The following is a 16,198-nucleotide window of genomic DNA, read 5'->3' as shown; positions in this document are numbered from 1 at the left end:
CGTTCGGTGTCGAACGGTGTGGTGCACCGGCGCGTTCGACACCGAACGCGGCGTTCGGTCGGGTGGAGCGGGGCGCGGTCTCGGGCGCGGGTCAGCGCCGCGCGAGGAGCTCCTCGGCGATCTGGACCGCGTTGAGGGCGGCACCCTTGCGAAGGTTGTCGCCGACGACGAAGAGCACGAGGCCCTTGCCCTCGGGGGCGGCCTGGTCGGCACGCACCCGGCCGACGTAGACCTCGTCGCGGCCGGCCGCCTCGAGCGGGTTGGGCACGTCGGTGACGACGACTCCGGGCGCGTTCTTGAGCAGGTCGAGCGCCTCGTCCGGCGTGATGTCGCCGGCGAACTCGGCGTGGATCGCGAGGCTGTGGCCGGTGAAGACGGGGACGCGCACGCACGTGCCCGACACGCGCAGATCGGGGATGTGCAGGATCTTGCGCGACTCGTTGCGCAGCTTCTGCTCCTCGTCTGTCTCGAGCGAGCCGTCGTCGACGAGCGAGCCCGCGAGGGGCACGACGTTGAAGGCCACCGGCACGGCATACACGGTGGGGTCGGGCACGGCGACCGCGCGCCCGTCGAGCGCGAGGGCGGCGGGGTCACCGGCGGCGTAGGCGCCGCGCAGCTGCCCGTCGAGCTCCTGGACACCCTTGCCGCCAGAGCCGCTCACGGCCTGGTAGCTGGAGACGTGCAGGCGCACGAGACCGGCCCTGTCGTGCAGCGGCTTGAGCACCGGCATGGCGGCCATCGTCGTGCAGTTGGGGTTGGCGACGATGCCCTTGGGGATGTCGTCGAGGTCGGCCGGGTTGACCTCGGACACGACGAGCGGGACGTCGGGGTCCTTGCGCCAGGCGCTCGAGTTGTCGATGACGGTGGCGCCGGCCGCGGCGACCTTCGGGGCGAGCTCCCTGGAGGCCGCACCGCCGTTGGAGAACAGGGCGATGTCGATGCCGGTGAAGTCCGCCGTGGCGGAGTCCTCGACCGTGACGTCCTCGCCCTTGAAGGGCAGTGTGGTTCCCGCCGACCGCGCCGACGCGAAGAACCGCACCTTCTCGACCGGGAAGTCGCGCTCCTCGAGGAGGGCACGCATGACCCCACCGACCTGACCCGTAGCTCCGAAGACTCCAACTCGCATGTCACAAGGTTACGGCCCGGGGCAGGGTGCCCCGGGCCGCGTTCATTCCTCGGTCAGCTGCTCGCTCGCCGTGTCACTGGGCGTGCCGGTCGGAATCCACTGCCGCCGACACCACCTCGCTCGGCTCCTCCCTCGCTGGCGCTCGGTCGATGCTCACTCGGCGTGTCGGTCGGCGTTCGCGTGGATCGCGTCCCGCACGTACTGGGCGAGCCCCGGCTCCTGGTCCTCGTACGTCTTCGTGAACCGCGGGTCAGCGACGTACATGTCGCCGAGGTTGCGGTGGAAGTCGTGCGAGCAGTCGTAGAACCGGTTGTGGATGTGCAGGCGCGCGGCCTCGGCCGCGTCCATGGCCGCCTCGCTCGTCGCCGGCTCACCGGACCGCTTCGCCGCGACGAACGCCGCCCCGACCGCCTCCATCTCCGCCTTGACCTCGGCCCAGTCGGCCTTGGTGTAGCGCTTGGTGCGCGCGGCCGACTGCTTCCACGCGTCCGTGTCGCCCCAGCGGGCCTGCGCCTCCTGCTGGTACTCGTCCTTGAAGCCGTCGCCGAAGAGCTCCTTCAGCTCCTCGGTCGTGGCCGGTTCGTTGCTCATCTCTCTCTCCAGTGCTCGGTCGATGGCCACGACGATGTCGGTGAGCTCGTCGAGCCGGGTCATGACCGCTTCGCGTTGCCGACGCAGGTGGGCCACGGCGTCCTCGTCGCTGTCGAGCAGCGTCGCGATCTGCTCGAGCGGCATCTCGAGCCGCCGGTAGACCACGATCTGCTGCAACCGCGTGAGGTCCTCGTCGGTGTAGAGCCGGTAGCCCGCCCGCGAGCGCTCGCTCGGGGTGAGCAGGCCGATCTCGTCGTAGTGGTGCAGCGTGCGCACCGTCACGCCGAACACGTCGGCCACCTGCCCCACCGTCCAGGTGGTCATCTCCTGCGTCCTTCCGGTCATGCCACGAGGTTCACGCCTCACGTGGCGTGAGGGTCAAGCCCTTTCGCGGAGGGCGTCCCGAGCCCCGGCGAGGGTCCTCGACGCCGAGCCCTCCCACCGTATGCCGGCACCCTAGAGTGAGCGCGTGCACCGTCGCCTCGCGCTCGTTCGCCGACCCTCCCCGCGGCTCGCGGACGGGATCGTGACGCACATCGAGCGCTCGCGCTCCGTCGATGCCGAGCTGGCTCGTCGTCAGTGGAGCGAGTACGTCGACGTGCTGCGCCGGCGCGGCTGGTCGGTGGTCGAGGCGCCGCCGGTCGAGGGCTGCCCCGACGGCGTCTTCATCGAGGACCAGGTCGTCGTGCACGGCGACGTGGCCGTGCTGTGCCGATCCGGCGCGCCGGAGCGCCGCGGCGAGGCCGCGGGTGTTCGGGAGGCCGTCGAGACCCTCGGCTACCGGACGGTCGAGGTGGACGCCCCCGGGACGCTGGACGGAGGCGACGTGCTCAAGCACGGCCGCTTCGTGTGGGTCGGGGTCGGCGGCCGCACCAACCTCGCCGGCGTCGAGCAGCTGCGCCAGGCGCTCGTCGGACACCGCGTCGAGGTCGTCCCGGTGCCCGTGTCGAAGGTGCTGCACCTGAAGTCGGCGGTGACAGCGCTGCCCGATGGCACGGTCATCGGCTACCCGCCACTCGTCGACGACCCCGGCGTCTGGGACCAGTTCCTCGCTGTCCCAGAGGATTCCGGCGCGCACGTCGTCCTCCTGGGCGGCACGTCTGTGCTCATGTCGGCCGCCGCTCCGCGCACGGCCCATCTGCTGACGAAGCGCGGGCTCGACGTGACGATGGTCGACATCTCCGAGTTCGAGAAGCTCGAGGGCTGCGTCACCTGCCTGTCGGTCCGGCTCCGCGGCTGACGACGCGCCGCGCAGGTCCGTCGTCCCGCGTGAGATGACTCGTCACCGCCTGCACCGGAAGGGCTCGGCGAGGTCTAGGCTCGCGACGGGGCCGAGTCGATCAGTGGGGTGAACCTTTCGTGGACGCCGACGTCGTCATCGTGGGTGCTGGGCTGGCAGGACTGAGGTGTGCGAGGCGCCTGACCGAGCTCGGTCACGAGGTGCTCGTGCTCGAGTCCTCGGACGGGGTCGGGGGGCGCATCCGCACGGACGTCGTCGACGGGTTCCGTTGCGACCGTGGGTTCCAGGTGCTCAACCCGGCGTACCCGGCGGTCCGGCGCTGGGTCGACATCGGCGGGCTCGACCTCAAACCATTCGGCTCCGGCGTTCTGGTGCGTCGCTCGGACGGCCTCCAGGTCCTGGCCGACCCCGTGCGCGAGCCACGGCTTCTGGCACAGACGATGCGGAGCGGCTACCTCCACCCACGCGAGCTCGCAGGCGTCACACGGTGGACGGCTCGCGCGATCGCCGACCCGAAAAGCATTCTGGGACAACCGGACTCGACGCTTTCTCAGTCGTTCGAAGACGCCGGAGTCACGGGTCGGCTGCGACGTGAGGTGCTCGACCCGTTCCTTGCTGGCGTGCTCGTCGACAGCCACGGCCAGTCCTCTGCCAACTTCACCAAGCTGCTCGTGCGGATGTTCGCCCTCGGCCGGCCGGCCGTGCCCGCCACCGGCATGCAGGCCCTCCCCGATCAGGTGGCCAGGCCCCTCGGCGACCGGGTTCGCCTGAACAGCCGGGTGGAGTCGATCACACCCGACGGCAAGGCCGTCCACGTCGGCGTCGACGGCCAGACGCTCACGGCCAGGGCCGCAGTCGTCGCCACCGACCCGGTCGGTGCCGCCCATCTCACGCCCCTTCCCGAGCCGCCGACCCGGGGCCTCGTCACCTGGTGGTTCGACGCCCCCGAGCCCCCGCACCGGCTTCCCCTCATCGCGGTGGACGGCCGGCGCCACGACTCCACGTCGCCCGGACCCGTCTGGAACACCGCGGTCATGACTGCCGCCGCACCGAGCTATGCGCCCCCGACGAAGCACCTCGTCGAAGCGACCTGCCTGCTCGACCGTCCCGACGGTGACGCGTCCGAGGCGGACGTGCTGCGGCACGTCGGTGAGATCTACGGGTGCGACACGTCGTCGTGGCGGGTCGTGACCCGGCACCGGGTCGAGGCGGCCCTGCCTGCCATGACGCCACCTCTCGAGGTCCGGGCGCCCGTCAGCCTGGGCGACGGCGTCTTCGTGTGCGGGGACCACCGCGACACCGCCTCGATCCAGGGAGCCCTCGTCTCCGGCCAGCGGGCGGCCGAGGCCGTGAACGCCAACCTCTGACCTGCCCTGACGGCAGGCAGGCGAGGACAACCTGTTCGTCCACCCGTGGTGCTCGCCACGCGGCCGGCCCTCTGACCCCCGGCTCCCGCCGCCCTTCGACCTCGACCCTCCCGCCGGACGGCGCGCTCCCTGGCCGTCGGCACGTGGGCCACGCGCGGGACCTCCCACCCGTCGCGTGGCCCCCACCTCTTCCAGCGCGGCTCACCGGCCCGAGAGCGCCGGCTCCTCCGCGGCCCGCTGCTCGGCCGAGCGGTGCCGCGGCAGGGCGACGAGCGCCACGACGGCGCCGACGAGGAGCACTGCGGCGGCCGCGAGGTCGCTCACGTGCATCCCGTCGACGTATGCCGTCCGCGCCGCCTCGAGCACCGCCTCACCGCGGGCGCCGCCGAGCTGGCCCGCGACGACGACGGCCTCGCCGAGCGTCTGAGCCGCGGCCTCGTGCATCTGCTGCGGTAGGCCTGCGGGCAGCAGGGCGTCGAGCCGGGCCGCGTAGACGGCCCCGAGAATGCTGCCCAGGACGGCCATGCCCAGTGCCCCACCGAGCTCACCGGCTGTCTCGACGAGGGCCGACACCGAGCCGGCACGGTCCGCCGGGGCCACGCCGATGGCGTACTCCGTGACGAGCGTTGCGACGGAGACCAGACCGATGGCCACGAACGAGGCGCAGGCGAGGGTGACCCAGATCGTCGAGTCCGCCTCCGCCAGGCGCATGGCCGCGAATCCCGCTGCGGCCAGGACGAATCCGGAAGCCATGACGACGGGTCGGCCGATGCGGAGCGACAGCACGGCTGCGGTCGGGGCTGCGGCCCCGACCGCGACGGACGGCAGCAGGCTCCAGAGGGCGGAGGCGAGCGGGCTGTACCCGAGGACCGACTGCAGGTACTGCGTCACGAGGATCGCGTTGCCCATGACCCCGAACATGCCGATCACCTGGACGACGACGGACCCACCGAAGCCGCGCACCGCGAAGAGACGCGGGTCGACCATGGGCGAGGAGATGCGCGACTGGCGGCGCACGAAGGCCACGGACGCACCGGCTCCGACGACGGCATACGGCAGCAGGGACACGGACCATCCGTCAGCGGCCAGCGACTTGAGGACGTGGATGACGGGGAGGATGGCGAGGAGCGACAGCACCGAGCTGGGCAGGTCGACCCGGCTCGTGACGGACCGCGACTCGGGCAGCAGGAAGGGTGCGACGACGAGCAGCGCGAGCATGACGGGCACGTTGATGAGGAACACCGAGCCCCACCAGAAGTGCTCGAGCAGCACGCCCGAGATGACGGGGCCGATGCCGACACCACCGGCCATGACGGCCGACCAGACGCCGACCGCCTTCGCTCGCTCACCGTCGTCGGCGAAGAGGTTGCGCACGATGGCGAGGGTGCTGGGCATGAGGGTCGCGCCCCCGATGCCGAGCAGGGCGCGGGCCGCGATCAGCCAGCCGGCGCTCGGGGCGTAGGCCGCCAACGCGGAGGCGACGCCGAACGCGACGGCGCCGAGGAGCAGGAGTCGACGACGCCCGATCCGGTCGGCGACTCCCCCCATGGTGAGGAGCAGGCCGGCGAGCACGAAGCCGTACACGTCGAACATCCAGAGCAGCTGCGTCGCCGTCGGGGCGAGCGACTCGGCGATGTGGGGCACGGCGAAGAAGAGGACGGAGACGTCCATGGAGACGACGAGCAGCGGCAGGCAGAGGACCGCGACAGCGGTCCACTCGCGGCGGCCGGCGAGCCGCGGACGGAGGGAGGTCTCGGACACGATGACAACCTTTCAATCTGCGTACATGACATAGTGTTTATATGGCACACGGAAAGATATGCCGCATCTGCGTATGACGCAAGCAGTTGGCTAGGATGGCGCCATGACCGAGCTCCCGCGCTACCTCCAGCTCCTCTGGGACCGCGAGCCGGAGGGGCGTCGCGGCCCGAAACCCGGGCGAAGCATCCAGGAGATCGGCGCCGCGGCCGTCGCCATCGCCGACGCCGAGGGTCTCGACGCGGTGTCGATGAAGAGCGTCGCCGGCGCCGTCGGCTTCACGACGATGTCGCTCTACCGCTACGTCGACAGCAAGGACGAGCTGCATGCGGTCATGCTCGACGTCGCATACGGTCCACCGGCCCTGACCTACGGCGCCGACGAGGGGTGGCGCGAGCGCATCACGCGATGGTCGCGAACCATCACCGAACGGCGGGTCAGCCACCCGTGGACCACGGACACGCCCCAGCTCTCACCGCCGCTCACCCCGAACGCGATCGCCTGGATGGAGTCCGGGCTCGAGGCGCTCGAGGACGCGCCACTGACGAACCAGCAGCGCCTCTCGGCGATGCTCGCCATCGACGGCTGGGCGCAGAACCACGTGCGACAGGCGCAGCAGATGGGGCTGGTCGGTCCCGTCGACCCCGACGGGCCCCAGGGCACCTACCTGCAGATCATCGGCCAGCTCATCGACCCGACGAGCTTCCCGCACCTCGCGACCGCCGGCCCCGAGGCCCTCGACGACGACGACGAGGACTTCTTCGCCGAGGAGTTCGCCCGCGGCCTCGACCTGCTGCTCGACGGCATCGAGGCGCTCATCGCGCGCTCCGGCTCGCCCACCCGGGCCCGAAGGGACCGGCCGACGAGAGCAACTAACGCGGCACGTGGCTCGCGATCCCCGCGATGAACAGGTCGATCCCGAAGAGGAAGCGCTCCTCGCCGTCGCCCTCCATCATCTCCGTGAGGTGTGAGGTCATGGTCGGGAAGCGGTCCTTGGGCAGCGCGGCGAAGAACGCGCCGACCTGGTCGAAGTAGGCGCGACCGAGCTGCTCGGACTCCTCGGGGGTCGACCCGCCGAACCGCTGCTGCATGATCCAGCCCTCGTAGGCGTCGGCCGCGATGTAGAGGGACAGACGGTCGAGCGCCCATGCAGCGACATGCGCCGGCACACCTCCCTCGAGCATCGCCGCGAGCATGGCCTCGGCACCGGCCAGCGAGGGCTCGGTCGTCGGGATGTCGGCGAAGCTCAGCAGGGCGATGTCGGCGTGCCGGCGGTAGACGTCATGGCAGCTGAGGGCGAACTGCCGCACCCCGTCCTCCCAGCCCAGGTCGGCGAAGTCGGGGAACACGACCTCCGCGATGACGCGCTCGTGCACGCGCTGGAGCAGCTCCTCGCGCGAGTCGACGTACGCATAGAGGGACGCGGGGCCGGTGCCCAGCTCGTTCGCGACGCGCCGCATGGTCACGCCGTCCGTGCCCTCCGCGTCGACGAGTGCGAGCGCCACGTCGACGATGCGGTCGAGCGAGATCGGGGTGCGCGCCCGGATCTCGCGTGGCTGGGGCCGCCACGGCGGCACGGGGATCGGGCCTGCCGACGATGCGGCTCCGGGGTTCGTCATGCCTGCCTCCTCGTCGCGACCATTGACGAACATCGTACTTGACGCGAACACTGTTCGCGAGTAGAACAGTGTTCGTCAACTCTGTCGAACACTGTTCGAAACCGACCAGATGGAGGCCGCGCATGACCACCCAGCTCTCTCCCAGGCCCCTGCGGGCCACGCCACACCCGTGGCGGTGGGCCGCTCTCTTCGTCATCCTCGCCGCCGAGGTGATGGATCTGCTCGACGCACTCGTCACGGTCATCGCCGGCCCCTCCGTCGTCCGCGACATCGGCGGCACGTCGACCTCGATCCAGTGGTTCACCGCGGCCTACACCGTCGCCATGGCCGCCGGCCTGCTCCTCGGCGGGCGGCTCGGCGACGTCCACGGCCGCCGGCGGATGTTCCTCGTCGGCATGGCCGGCTTCACCATCGCCTCGCTCGTGTGTGCGGCCGCCCAGTCACCCGAGATGCTCCTCGCGACGCGTGTCGTCCAGGGCTTCTTCGGGGCCGCGATGATCCCCCAGGGACTCGGCATGATCAAGGAGATGTTCCCGCCGGAGGAGATGGGCAGGGCCTTCGGCGCCTTCGGGCCGGTCATGGGCCTGTCGTCCGTGGGCGGACCCGTTCTCGCCGGCTGGCTCGTCTCGTCCGACTTCTTCGGCCTCGGCTGGAGGATGATCTTCGCCATCAACGTGCCGATCGGTATCGCCGGCCTCGTGGCGGGCCTGCGATACCTCCCCGCGTCCGCACCGCGCCCCGAGCTGCGCATCGACGTCCCGGGCGCCCTGCTCGCCACCCTCGGCATGACCTCGCTCATCGTCCCGCTCATCCAGGGACGCGAACTCGGTTGGCCGGCTTGGTGTTTCGCTCTCCTGGCAGTCTCGGTTGCAGCGTTCGTGTCTTTCGCCGTCGTCGAGCGCCGCCGTGACCGGTCCGGCCTGCCGACCCTCGTCGTGCCGTCGCTCTTCGGCCGACGCGCGTTCACCTCGGGCCTGCTCACCGGCCTCGCGTTCTTCGGCTCGCTCATGGGCAGCGCTCTCGTCTTCACCCTCTTCGTCCAGCTCGGCCTCGGCTTCGACGCCCTCCACGCCGGCCTCGCCGGGCTGCCCCAGGCCCTGGGCATGACGATCGGCTTCGGTGTCGCCCAGGCGTTCAACACGCGCCTCGGCCGCCACCTCATGCACGTCGGCGGAGCGCTCGTCGTCGCCGGCATGGCCGGGCTCGTCGCGACCATCGGGGCTGCCGGCGCCTCCGTCGGCATCTGGACGATGGCGCCGGCGCTTCTCGTCATGGGTGCGGGCATGGGCCTGACGATGGCGCCGTTCTTCGACATCGTGCTCGCAGGTGTCTCACCTGAGGAGTCGGGCTCCGCCTCCGGCACCCTGACGTCCGTGCAGCAGGTCGGTGGGGCCCTCGGCATCGCGGTCCTCGGAACCGTGTTCTTCAGCCACGTCGAGGCGGGCATCGGCTCCCCGCGGGCCGACCTGTTCGAGTCGGCCACGCAGTCGAGCCTCTGGGTCGCCGCCGGGATGGTCGCCGTCGGCTGGCTGCTGACCTTCCTCCTGCCGAGGAGGGCCGAGCACCACGTCGGCCCGTGACCAGTCCCCCACCGGCCCCGCCGCGTTCGACACCGAACGCCGCGTTCGGTCTCGAACTCACCGGTGCACCACCGGTTTCGACGCCGAACGCGGCGTTCGGTCACAAAAGGTCGGGACGGCGTTCGGTCACAAAGGTCGGGACGGCATACGCCCTCGGTCAGCCGGGCCACTCCTCGCGGAGCAGGGCCCACGTGTTGTCGTCGAGCCAGGTGCCGTCCTTGCCGACGGACTTCGCCAGGATCGTGGCCTCGTGGCGCATGCCGATGCGGCGCAGGACGCGGTTCGAGGCGATGTTGTCGGCGTAGGCGTCGGCGTCGATCCGACGCAGGCCGAGGTCGCGGAACCCGATGACGAGCAGCTCGCCGGCGGCCTCGGCCGCGAAGCCGCGGCCGTGCACGTCGGGGTGCAGCGCGTAGCCGATCGTGCCCTCCCACTCGTCGGTCGGCGTGCGGGCGATGCTGTGGCTCGGCTGGAGCCGGAGCATCACGTCGCCGACGACGCGTCCGCTGCGCGCCTCCTCGACGGCGATGCCGAGCAGGGGCTCGGTCGCACCCGGCAGGCCTCGCGCCATGCGCTCGCGGATCCTCGCCTCGACCTCACCACGCGTGAGGACGTCGTGGCTGAGGTGGACGACGACCTCCGGGAGGCTCCGGAAGGCGAGGATCGCGTCGACGTCGTCGAGGCGCAGCGGCCGCAGCACCAGCCGGGCGGTCTGCCTGGGCCACTGGAGCCGTGCGAGGTCCGGCCGGGGCACTAGCGCCAGCCGCCCTCGTCGACACCGCCCGGGACGTCGGCCTCGGGGTCGTAGGGCGTGCGGGTGAACCGGAACGACGCGAGGTCGAGGTGCGAGGCAGTCCCGTCGGGGCGGCGGACCACGCGCAGCGGCTCGCCCGTGAAGTAGCCATCGAGGCCGACCCACTCGTCCTCACCCGCCGGGGCGAACCGCGAGCCGCGCGCCTGCCCCGGCTCGCCGAGGACGAGGTGGTCACCCACGGCCTTGGCCACCGTGACCGACGGGCCCCAGTGCCACGTGCCGACGAGGTCGAGCACGCCTGCGTCGCCCGCGGCGTGCCACGGCTCGGGCGTGCGCGGCTCGCGCTCGAGGAAGGCCTTGAGCAGCTCGGGCGCGACGAGACCCATCCCGCTGGTCGTGTTGGTGAGTATGACGACGCCGTCGCCCGTCTCGACGTCGACCCGCAGCCCCGCGAGGAAGCCGGGCATCGAACCGCCGTGCCCGGCATACCTCGTGCCGTCGACGTTCCACACCTGCCAGCCGAGGCCGTGCGCCGTCGTCCACGGCTGGCCGGGGTTGTCGGCGATGGTGTGCGGCTCGTACATCTCGGCGAGGGTGTCTGCCGAGAGCACCTCGGCCGTGTCACCGCCGGTGAAGGCGGCCCACCGCGCCAGGTCCTGCACCGTGGTCCACAGCTGGCCCGCCGGTGCCATGGCACCGGCGTCGTGCTCGGGCTCCGGCAGCAGCACGTCGGCGAACGGGTGGACGGCCAGGCCCTGCGCGGCCTTGCCGTCGGGACGCATCGTCGTGCGCCCCATGCCGAGCGGCTCGAGCACGTCACGGCGCACGACGTCGAACCAGTGCGCGCCGTGAGCGCGGGCCACCAGCTCACCCAGCGCGGCAAAGCCGATGTTCGTGTAGTGGAAACGCCGGCCGGCCCGGAAGCGCTGCCCCACGGACGACCCCGCGAGCGCGTCCCAGTCGCCTCCCGGCGTGCGCTCCCACCACGGGCCGTTCGTCTCGGCCTGGACCCCTGCACCGTGCGAGAGCAGCTGCGCGATCGTCGCCCCACCGAGCTGCGAGCCGGGCACGTGGTCCTCGAGACGGTCGAGGAGGTCGAGCCGGCCGGCGTCCCGCAGCCGCATCACGGCGACCGCCACGAACGTCTTCGTGATCGAGCCCATCCGGTACTGCGTGTCGACGTCGGCGACGACTCCGTCAACCCGGCCGTCGAGCGTGCCGATGGCGTCTGACCACGCGAGCCCGCCGTCGCGCACGATGCCCGCTGCGACCGACGGCAGGCGTCCGCGACGCTGCTCGGCCGCGAGCAGGTGGTGCAGGTGGCGGGCCGTGCTGGCCTCGACGGACGAGCCGGGGGGCGCGGTGCTGGGCATGCCGCAAGAGTAGTGAGGGCGCCCGCGGGCCGGCCGCCGAGGCTGGTTCGGACGACCCGCCTCACGTACTGCATCTGCTGTAGGCGGCGCTCCGCCCTGTGCCGGTGGCCGGGCCGGAGGGCGGCGCGGATGCTGGATGCGTGAACACGCCCATCGTCACCTCGCTCGGACACGCCGGCCTTCGCATCGACGCGCCGGGAGTCGCCATGCTCTGCGACCCGTGGATGTCTCCCGGAGGGGCGTTCATGGGGTCGTGGTTCCCGTTCCCGGACAACTCGCACCTCCGGACGAACCACGTCCTCGACGCCGACTGGGTCGCCATCTCCCACGAGCACCTCGACCACCTCGACATCGAGCTCCTGCGCGGGCTGCCGGAACGCGTACGGATCGTCATCCCGAGGTACCCGGCGCCGGAGATGTACAACCGCATCCGCGCGGGCGGGATCCACAACGTCGTCATCGAGCTCGACAGCTGGGAGCGGCTCCAGCTCAACGACCACGGTGACTGGGTCACCGTGATCCAGGAGCAGTCGCCCATGTGCCACGACTCCGCCATCCTCGTCGTCGCGGCAGGACACAGCATCCTGCACACGAACGACGCCCGGCTCTCGGTCGCGCAGCTGAGGCGCGTGGCCGCCGAGGCCGGACGCGCACCCGACCTCATGGGGGTGCAGATGTCGGGCGCCTCGTGGCACCCCATCTGCTACAACTACCCGCCCGAGGTCATGCAGTCGATGAGCGCGGACAAGCGCATCGGGAAGTTCAAGGCCGTGAGCCGACTGCTGCGGTCAGCCCCGCCCCGGATCGCCATGCCGTATGCCGGACCGCCGTGCTTCCTGGACCCCTCGCTGCAGCGGCACAACGTCCACCTGCGACCGCCCGGCATCTTCCCGGACCAGGCGCAGGCCGCCGCCTTCCTGCGTGAGCGGTTGCCGAACCAGGACGTCGTCACGCTGCTGCCCGGTGACCGGATCCACCTCGGCACCGGTCTGGTCGAGCGCGACCACCGCTGGAACGGCTTCTCCTTCGAGGACGTGGACGGCTACCTGGCGGACTACGCTGACCGCCGACGTCACGAGATCGCCGCCGTCTACGAGGCGTACCCGGATCCACCCGCCGGCAGCGGCCTCGCGACGCGGTTCAGCGAGCACTTCGCGGCCCTGGGCGCCATGTCCGACTACTTCCTGCACCGGATCGCCATGGTCGTACGGTTCGTCGTCGACGGCGCCGACGGTGGCGTGTGGGACGTCGAGCTCGGGCCGTCGCGGTGCCGGATCGACCTCACGGGAAGCTCGGCCCACCCCGGGTACGAGCTGCGCGTGGAGGCGCGCTGGCTCGACGCGGTGCTCACCGGGCGAATGCGGTGGGAGGACCTCTTCCTGTCGTTGCGCATCCGCGCCTCTCGCGATCCCGACCGCTACAACGACTACCTCGTCGGCCTGCTCAAGCACGCGGATGCCGGCGCGCTCGAGGCGGTCGAACGGTACGAGACCGAACGGGACCCGCACGACACGGTCCTGGTGACCGGCGACGACGGAGCGTGGGAGGTGAGCCGTTACTGCCCCCACGCCGGTGAGGACCTGTCCCACGGCGCCCTCATCCGTGACGGGGTGCTGCGCTGCCTGGGGCACAACTTCGACTTCGACCTCGCGACCGGCGAGTGCCTGAACGCGCGCTGCGACCCGCTCGTCAGCCGCCCTGTGGCACCCATCGTCGTCCCGTGACCAGGTAGCGGACGGTCCGCGCGAGCACGACGAGCGTCGCCGGGACCGAGGGGTCCGCCAGGAACGTCTGGTCGACGGCGATGCGGCGCGGGACGAGGTTCTCGACGTACCACCGCTCGATGTCGGCCGGTGAGCCGTCGAGGGCCACGTCGTCGCGCAGGCTGATCTGGGCGGGCCCGGTCAGGCCGGGCGTCTGGTCGAGGATCCACTTCAGCTCGGTCGGGTAGCAGGCCGCGAGCGCAGGAGTCTCCGGTCGAGGACCGACGAGCGTCATGTCCCCGCGCAGGACGTTGAGCAGCTGGGGCAGCTCGTCCAGGCTCGTCCGGCGCAGCACCCTCCCCGGGCCCGTCACGCGCGCATCACCGGATCGGGTCAGGTCCGGTCCCTCGCAGTCGGTGCGCATCGTCCGGAACTTGTACATGGTGAACTCGCGCCGCCCCGTCGTGACCCGCCGCTGCCGGAAGATGACGGGTCCCGGGCTCGTCAGGCGCACGAGCATCGCCACCACGAGCAGGACGGGCGAGAGAGCGAGCAGCGCCGTTCCGGCGACGAGGACGTCGATCGCACGTCGACCCGGTGACACCCCACGGGGCGTCGAAGAGCCTCCACTGGTCGGGTAGGTCTGCGGCATCATGGTCATCCAGCTCCCGAGGCGACGAAGATCGTCGAGAAGATGGCGGTGGCGGCGGCGACGTCCGGGGCAAGGCCCACCTGGAGGGCGGACGGCGTCATGTGGGTCCACAGGTCGACACCTTTCGCGCGCCGCTCCCGCAGCTGCTGGATGAGGGCGTTCGACGTGAGCCCGGGGTCGGTCAGGGTGTAGGTCCCGCCCTTGTACGGCTGGCCCCACGTCCAGATGTCGGCGGCCTGCGCCCCGTGCGCGAGGGGGATGTCGACGAACGTCTCGACATCCGCGGCCGCCGACTCCTCGGTGCCCTGGTACCTGCCGGGATGGGCCAACGCCTTCCTGGCCTGCAGCCGGACCTTGTCACCCCAGCGGCGGTCCGCCTCCTGCCAGATGACAGCCATCGCGGCGTTTCTCGTCGTTCCCCAGCCGGTGTAGTCGCTCCCCTTGCGCAGCCCGGGGCTGAGGTCGATGACGTCGACGCCTCCGGCGCTGACGTAGCCGTCGACGGCGGCAAGCGTGGTCGCCGGGTCGCGGGTGCGCTCGGCCGCCGCACACTCCTCGCGGCTCGTGTGCGACGGGCCCTGCGCGTCCCACCACGCGATGCACCCGAGCTCGGGCACGATGAAGTCGACGAGGACCTTGCGGCCGGGCAGCCTCTCGTGGATGGCCTTCGTGGTCTGGGCGAGAAAGTCGCGCGCCTGCTCCGGTGACGCTCCGTCGCGGTATCCGAGCTCGTCCGCGATCTTGACGCCATCGACCCCGGGCCGGTCCGCGAGCGCCAGCACCCGCGCGAGCACGTCCTCGTAGCGCTCCGGCCCTGCGAGCCACGCCTTGAGCAGGTCGGTCTCGATCCAGACCCTGCCCCCCTGCGCCACCACCGCGTCCACGACGGCGGCGTACTGCGGTCGCACCTCAGCCTTCGTGCTGCCCCCGACAGGACCGGCGCCGTCGTCGGTGCACGACCCGCCCAGCAGGACGAGCGCCGCCGCCACGCCCAGGGCGGCGGTGCGCAGCCGGAGCCGTCGCTTGGCAGCCATCACTCCCCCTCACGCAACCTGAACCAGGCCCACACGAGCAGGACATCGGTGACGAGATAGGAGGCCGCACTCGCCCACGCGGCGCCGTTGGACCCGTGCACCGGGATGAGGGCGATGTCGAGGGCCAGTGTGACGACGAAACCGGCCCCGAGGATGAGGGAGTTGAGACCGGGCCGGCCGGTGCCCAGCACGAAGCCCGATGCGACGCCGGCTGCCGGCTCGGCGAGCAGGCCCATGGCTATCCAGGCCGCCGGCCAGCGCGCAGACTCGAAGCCGTCGCCGTAGAGGAACGGGAGCACGAGGAAGCCGCTGGCGGCGATGACCGCCGCCAGGACCACGCCCATCGCGAGCAGCTTCGGCAGGCTGGGGAGCCCCTGCAGCGTTGCGAAGGCCTCTGTGGGTGCCGATGCGGGCGCTCGCGCAGCACCAGCGGCACCACGGTCGGCGCGGGGCCCACTGACCTGGGTGCCGTGGGTGTCGGCCGTACCCCGTTCGTCAGGCAGGGCATCGTCCGTGGACATGGATGTGGACGTGGACGTGGCCGCGGACGAGGCCCGCCGCGCGAACTGGGGGTAGGTGACCCAGGTCAGGGCGAGCGCAGGGAGCCGGAGCAGCTCGGCCAGCTTCGAGGCGACGACGTAGACGCCGACCTGGGCGGGCCCGGCAAGCGCACCGAGGATGATGACGTCGAGGCGGAGGTTGAGCAGGCTGAGTACGCCTCCGACCTGCGCCCGCATCCCGAACGCCGTCATCCGACGGGCCAGCGCGAGGTCGTACCGTCCGACGAGCGCTCGTCCGCGGGTCCTTCTGGCCAGGCGGTGCCAGGCGAGCGCCGCGACGAGCAGGTCTGCCACGAGCAGGGAGACGACGAGCAGCACGCCGCTGCGAGCACCGGCCCACCACAGGAGCAGGTACACCGGGACGAAGGCGGCCTCCTCCGCGGCGGTCACGACGTTCGAGCCGCGTGTGTCGCCGAGGGCCTGCAGACTCGCCTTGCCGACCGCCACCGGCAGCTGGGTGGCCACCGTGACTCCGGTCAGGACGACGACGGCGAACGTCGTCGTGGTCATCAGGTACTCGTGGATGACGACGCTGAAGAGCATCCACACCGCGGTGCCGAGCAGGCCCCCGAGAACCATGAGCGCGTGGACCGTGGGCCACAGGCGGGGGTGGTCGCTTTCGGAGCCACCGATGAAGAAGCCCATGGCACCGGGCAGACCACAGGCGGACACGACCCCCACGACACCGGGGAGCACTCTCATGAGAGCGAGGAGCCCGACGTCCTCGGCCCCGCCCGATCGTGCGACGAGAACGGTGACCAGGGCTACGGACCCCAGGGCCACGAGGCGGGCACCGAGGTTGCCGAACACGTGTCGCGTGGCCGACGGACGCCGTCTCGCG

At 71.5% G+C, this 16,198-nt stretch carries 14 protein-coding genes; 5 read left to right on the top strand and 9 right to left on the bottom strand.

Annotated elements, in window-relative coordinates; genetic code table 11:
* Positions 1-91: 91 nt before the first annotated feature.
* Together ACFQU3_RS09490 and ACFQU3_RS09485 are read right to left on the bottom strand one after the other, a co-directional pair.
* The gene (locus tag ACFQU3_RS09490) at positions 92-1,126 is read right to left on the bottom strand and encodes an aspartate-semialdehyde dehydrogenase (protein ID WP_385909031.1); all 1,035 of its coding nucleotides are present in this window, start codon (positions 1,124-1,126) and stop codon (positions 92-94) included.
* A gap of 153 nt (positions 1,127-1,279) precedes the next feature.
* A complete protein-coding gene (locus ACFQU3_RS09485) occupies positions 1,280-2,041 on the bottom strand; it encodes a MerR family transcriptional regulator (protein ID WP_385909029.1) in 762 nt (253 codons plus the stop codon).
* Between the two features lie 145 nt (positions 2,042-2,186).
* Here ACFQU3_RS09485 and ddaH point away from each other — a divergent pair, with 145 nt between their 5' ends.
* Together ddaH and ACFQU3_RS09475 are read left to right on the top strand one after the other, a co-directional pair.
* A complete protein-coding gene (gene ddaH, locus ACFQU3_RS09480; protein WP_385909027.1) occupies positions 2,187-2,957 on the top strand; it encodes a dimethylargininase in 771 nt (256 codons plus the stop codon).
* 119 nt (positions 2,958-3,076) lie between these two features.
* Positions 3,077-4,324, top strand: coding sequence for an NAD(P)/FAD-dependent oxidoreductase (locus tag ACFQU3_RS09475; protein ID WP_385909025.1), 1,248 nt, complete (start codon positions 3,077-3,079; stop codon positions 4,322-4,324).
* 201 nt (positions 4,325-4,525) lie between these two features.
* Here the strand turns inward: ACFQU3_RS09475 and ACFQU3_RS09470 are convergent, their stop codons facing one another.
* The gene (locus ACFQU3_RS09470) at positions 4,526-6,085 is read right to left on the bottom strand and encodes an MFS transporter (protein WP_385909023.1); all 1,560 of its coding nucleotides are present in this window, start codon (positions 6,083-6,085) and stop codon (positions 4,526-4,528) included.
* A gap of 103 nt (positions 6,086-6,188) precedes the next feature.
* Between ACFQU3_RS09470 and ACFQU3_RS09465 the strand changes: the two genes are divergently transcribed.
* Complete coding sequence (locus ACFQU3_RS09465) at positions 6,189-6,989, top strand: TetR/AcrR family transcriptional regulator (RefSeq protein ID WP_385909021.1); 801 nt, start codon at positions 6,189-6,191, stop codon at positions 6,987-6,989.
* Here the strand turns inward: ACFQU3_RS09465 and ACFQU3_RS09460 are convergent.
* Positions 6,955-7,701, bottom strand: a complete 747-nt coding sequence (locus ACFQU3_RS09460) for a TetR/AcrR family transcriptional regulator (protein ID WP_385909019.1) — start codon at positions 7,699-7,701, stop codon at positions 6,955-6,957. The genes ACFQU3_RS09465 and ACFQU3_RS09460 overlap by 35 nt on opposite strands.
* Positions 7,702-7,823: 122 nt before the next feature.
* Between ACFQU3_RS09460 and ACFQU3_RS09455 the strand changes: the two genes are divergently transcribed.
* Positions 7,824-9,281 (top strand): MFS transporter, encoded by a 1,458-nt coding sequence (locus tag ACFQU3_RS09455; protein WP_385909017.1) that lies wholly within the window; start codon positions 7,824-7,826, stop codon positions 9,279-9,281.
* Positions 9,282-9,438: 157 nt separating this feature from the next.
* On the opposite strand, the gene ACFQU3_RS09450 is transcribed toward ACFQU3_RS09455, so the two are convergent.
* A complete protein-coding gene (locus ACFQU3_RS09450) occupies positions 9,439-10,035 on the bottom strand; it encodes a GNAT family N-acetyltransferase (protein ID WP_385909015.1) in 597 nt (198 codons plus the stop codon).
* The gene (locus tag ACFQU3_RS09445) at positions 10,035-11,408 is read right to left on the bottom strand and encodes a serine hydrolase domain-containing protein (protein ID WP_385909013.1); all 1,374 of its coding nucleotides are present in this window, start codon (positions 11,406-11,408) and stop codon (positions 10,035-10,037) included. Before ACFQU3_RS09445 ends, ACFQU3_RS09450 begins: the two co-directional genes overlap by 1 nt.
* A 140-nt stretch (positions 11,409-11,548) precedes the next feature.
* Here ACFQU3_RS09445 and ACFQU3_RS09440 point away from each other — a divergent pair, with 140 nt between their 5' ends.
* Complete coding sequence (locus tag ACFQU3_RS09440; RefSeq protein WP_385909011.1) at positions 11,549-13,132, top strand: Rieske 2Fe-2S domain-containing protein; 1,584 nt, start codon at positions 11,549-11,551, stop codon at positions 13,130-13,132.
* On the opposite strand, the gene ACFQU3_RS09435 is transcribed toward ACFQU3_RS09440, so the two are convergent.
* The 3 genes from ACFQU3_RS09435 to ACFQU3_RS09425 are packed head-to-tail and all read right to left on the bottom strand — an operon-like array spanning position 13,098 to position 16,167.
* Positions 13,098-13,766 carry a sugar transferase gene (locus tag ACFQU3_RS09435; protein ID WP_385909009.1) on the bottom strand — a complete coding sequence of 223 codons (669 nt, stop codon included), beginning with the start codon at positions 13,764-13,766 and terminating at the stop codon, positions 13,098-13,100. The genes ACFQU3_RS09440 and ACFQU3_RS09435 overlap by 35 nt on opposite strands.
* A gap of 2 nt (positions 13,767-13,768) precedes the next feature.
* Positions 13,769-14,797 carry a hypothetical protein gene (locus ACFQU3_RS09430; RefSeq protein ID WP_385909007.1) on the bottom strand — a complete coding sequence of 343 codons (1,029 nt, stop codon included), beginning with the start codon at positions 14,795-14,797 and terminating at the stop codon, positions 13,769-13,771.
* Complete coding sequence (locus ACFQU3_RS09425) at positions 14,797-16,167, bottom strand: lipopolysaccharide biosynthesis protein (protein ID WP_385909005.1); 1,371 nt, start codon at positions 16,165-16,167, stop codon at positions 14,797-14,799. The genes ACFQU3_RS09430 and ACFQU3_RS09425 overlap by 1 nt, the downstream gene beginning before the upstream one ends.
* Positions 16,168-16,198: the final 31 nt, after the last annotated feature.

Source organism: Terrabacter sp. GCM10028922, assembly GCF_042666095.1.
GTDB lineage: Bacteria > Actinomycetota > Actinomycetes > Actinomycetales > Dermatophilaceae > Terrabacter.
Note: the sequence above shows the minus strand (reverse complement) of the source record. Positions and strands in the feature narration are given on the sequence as shown.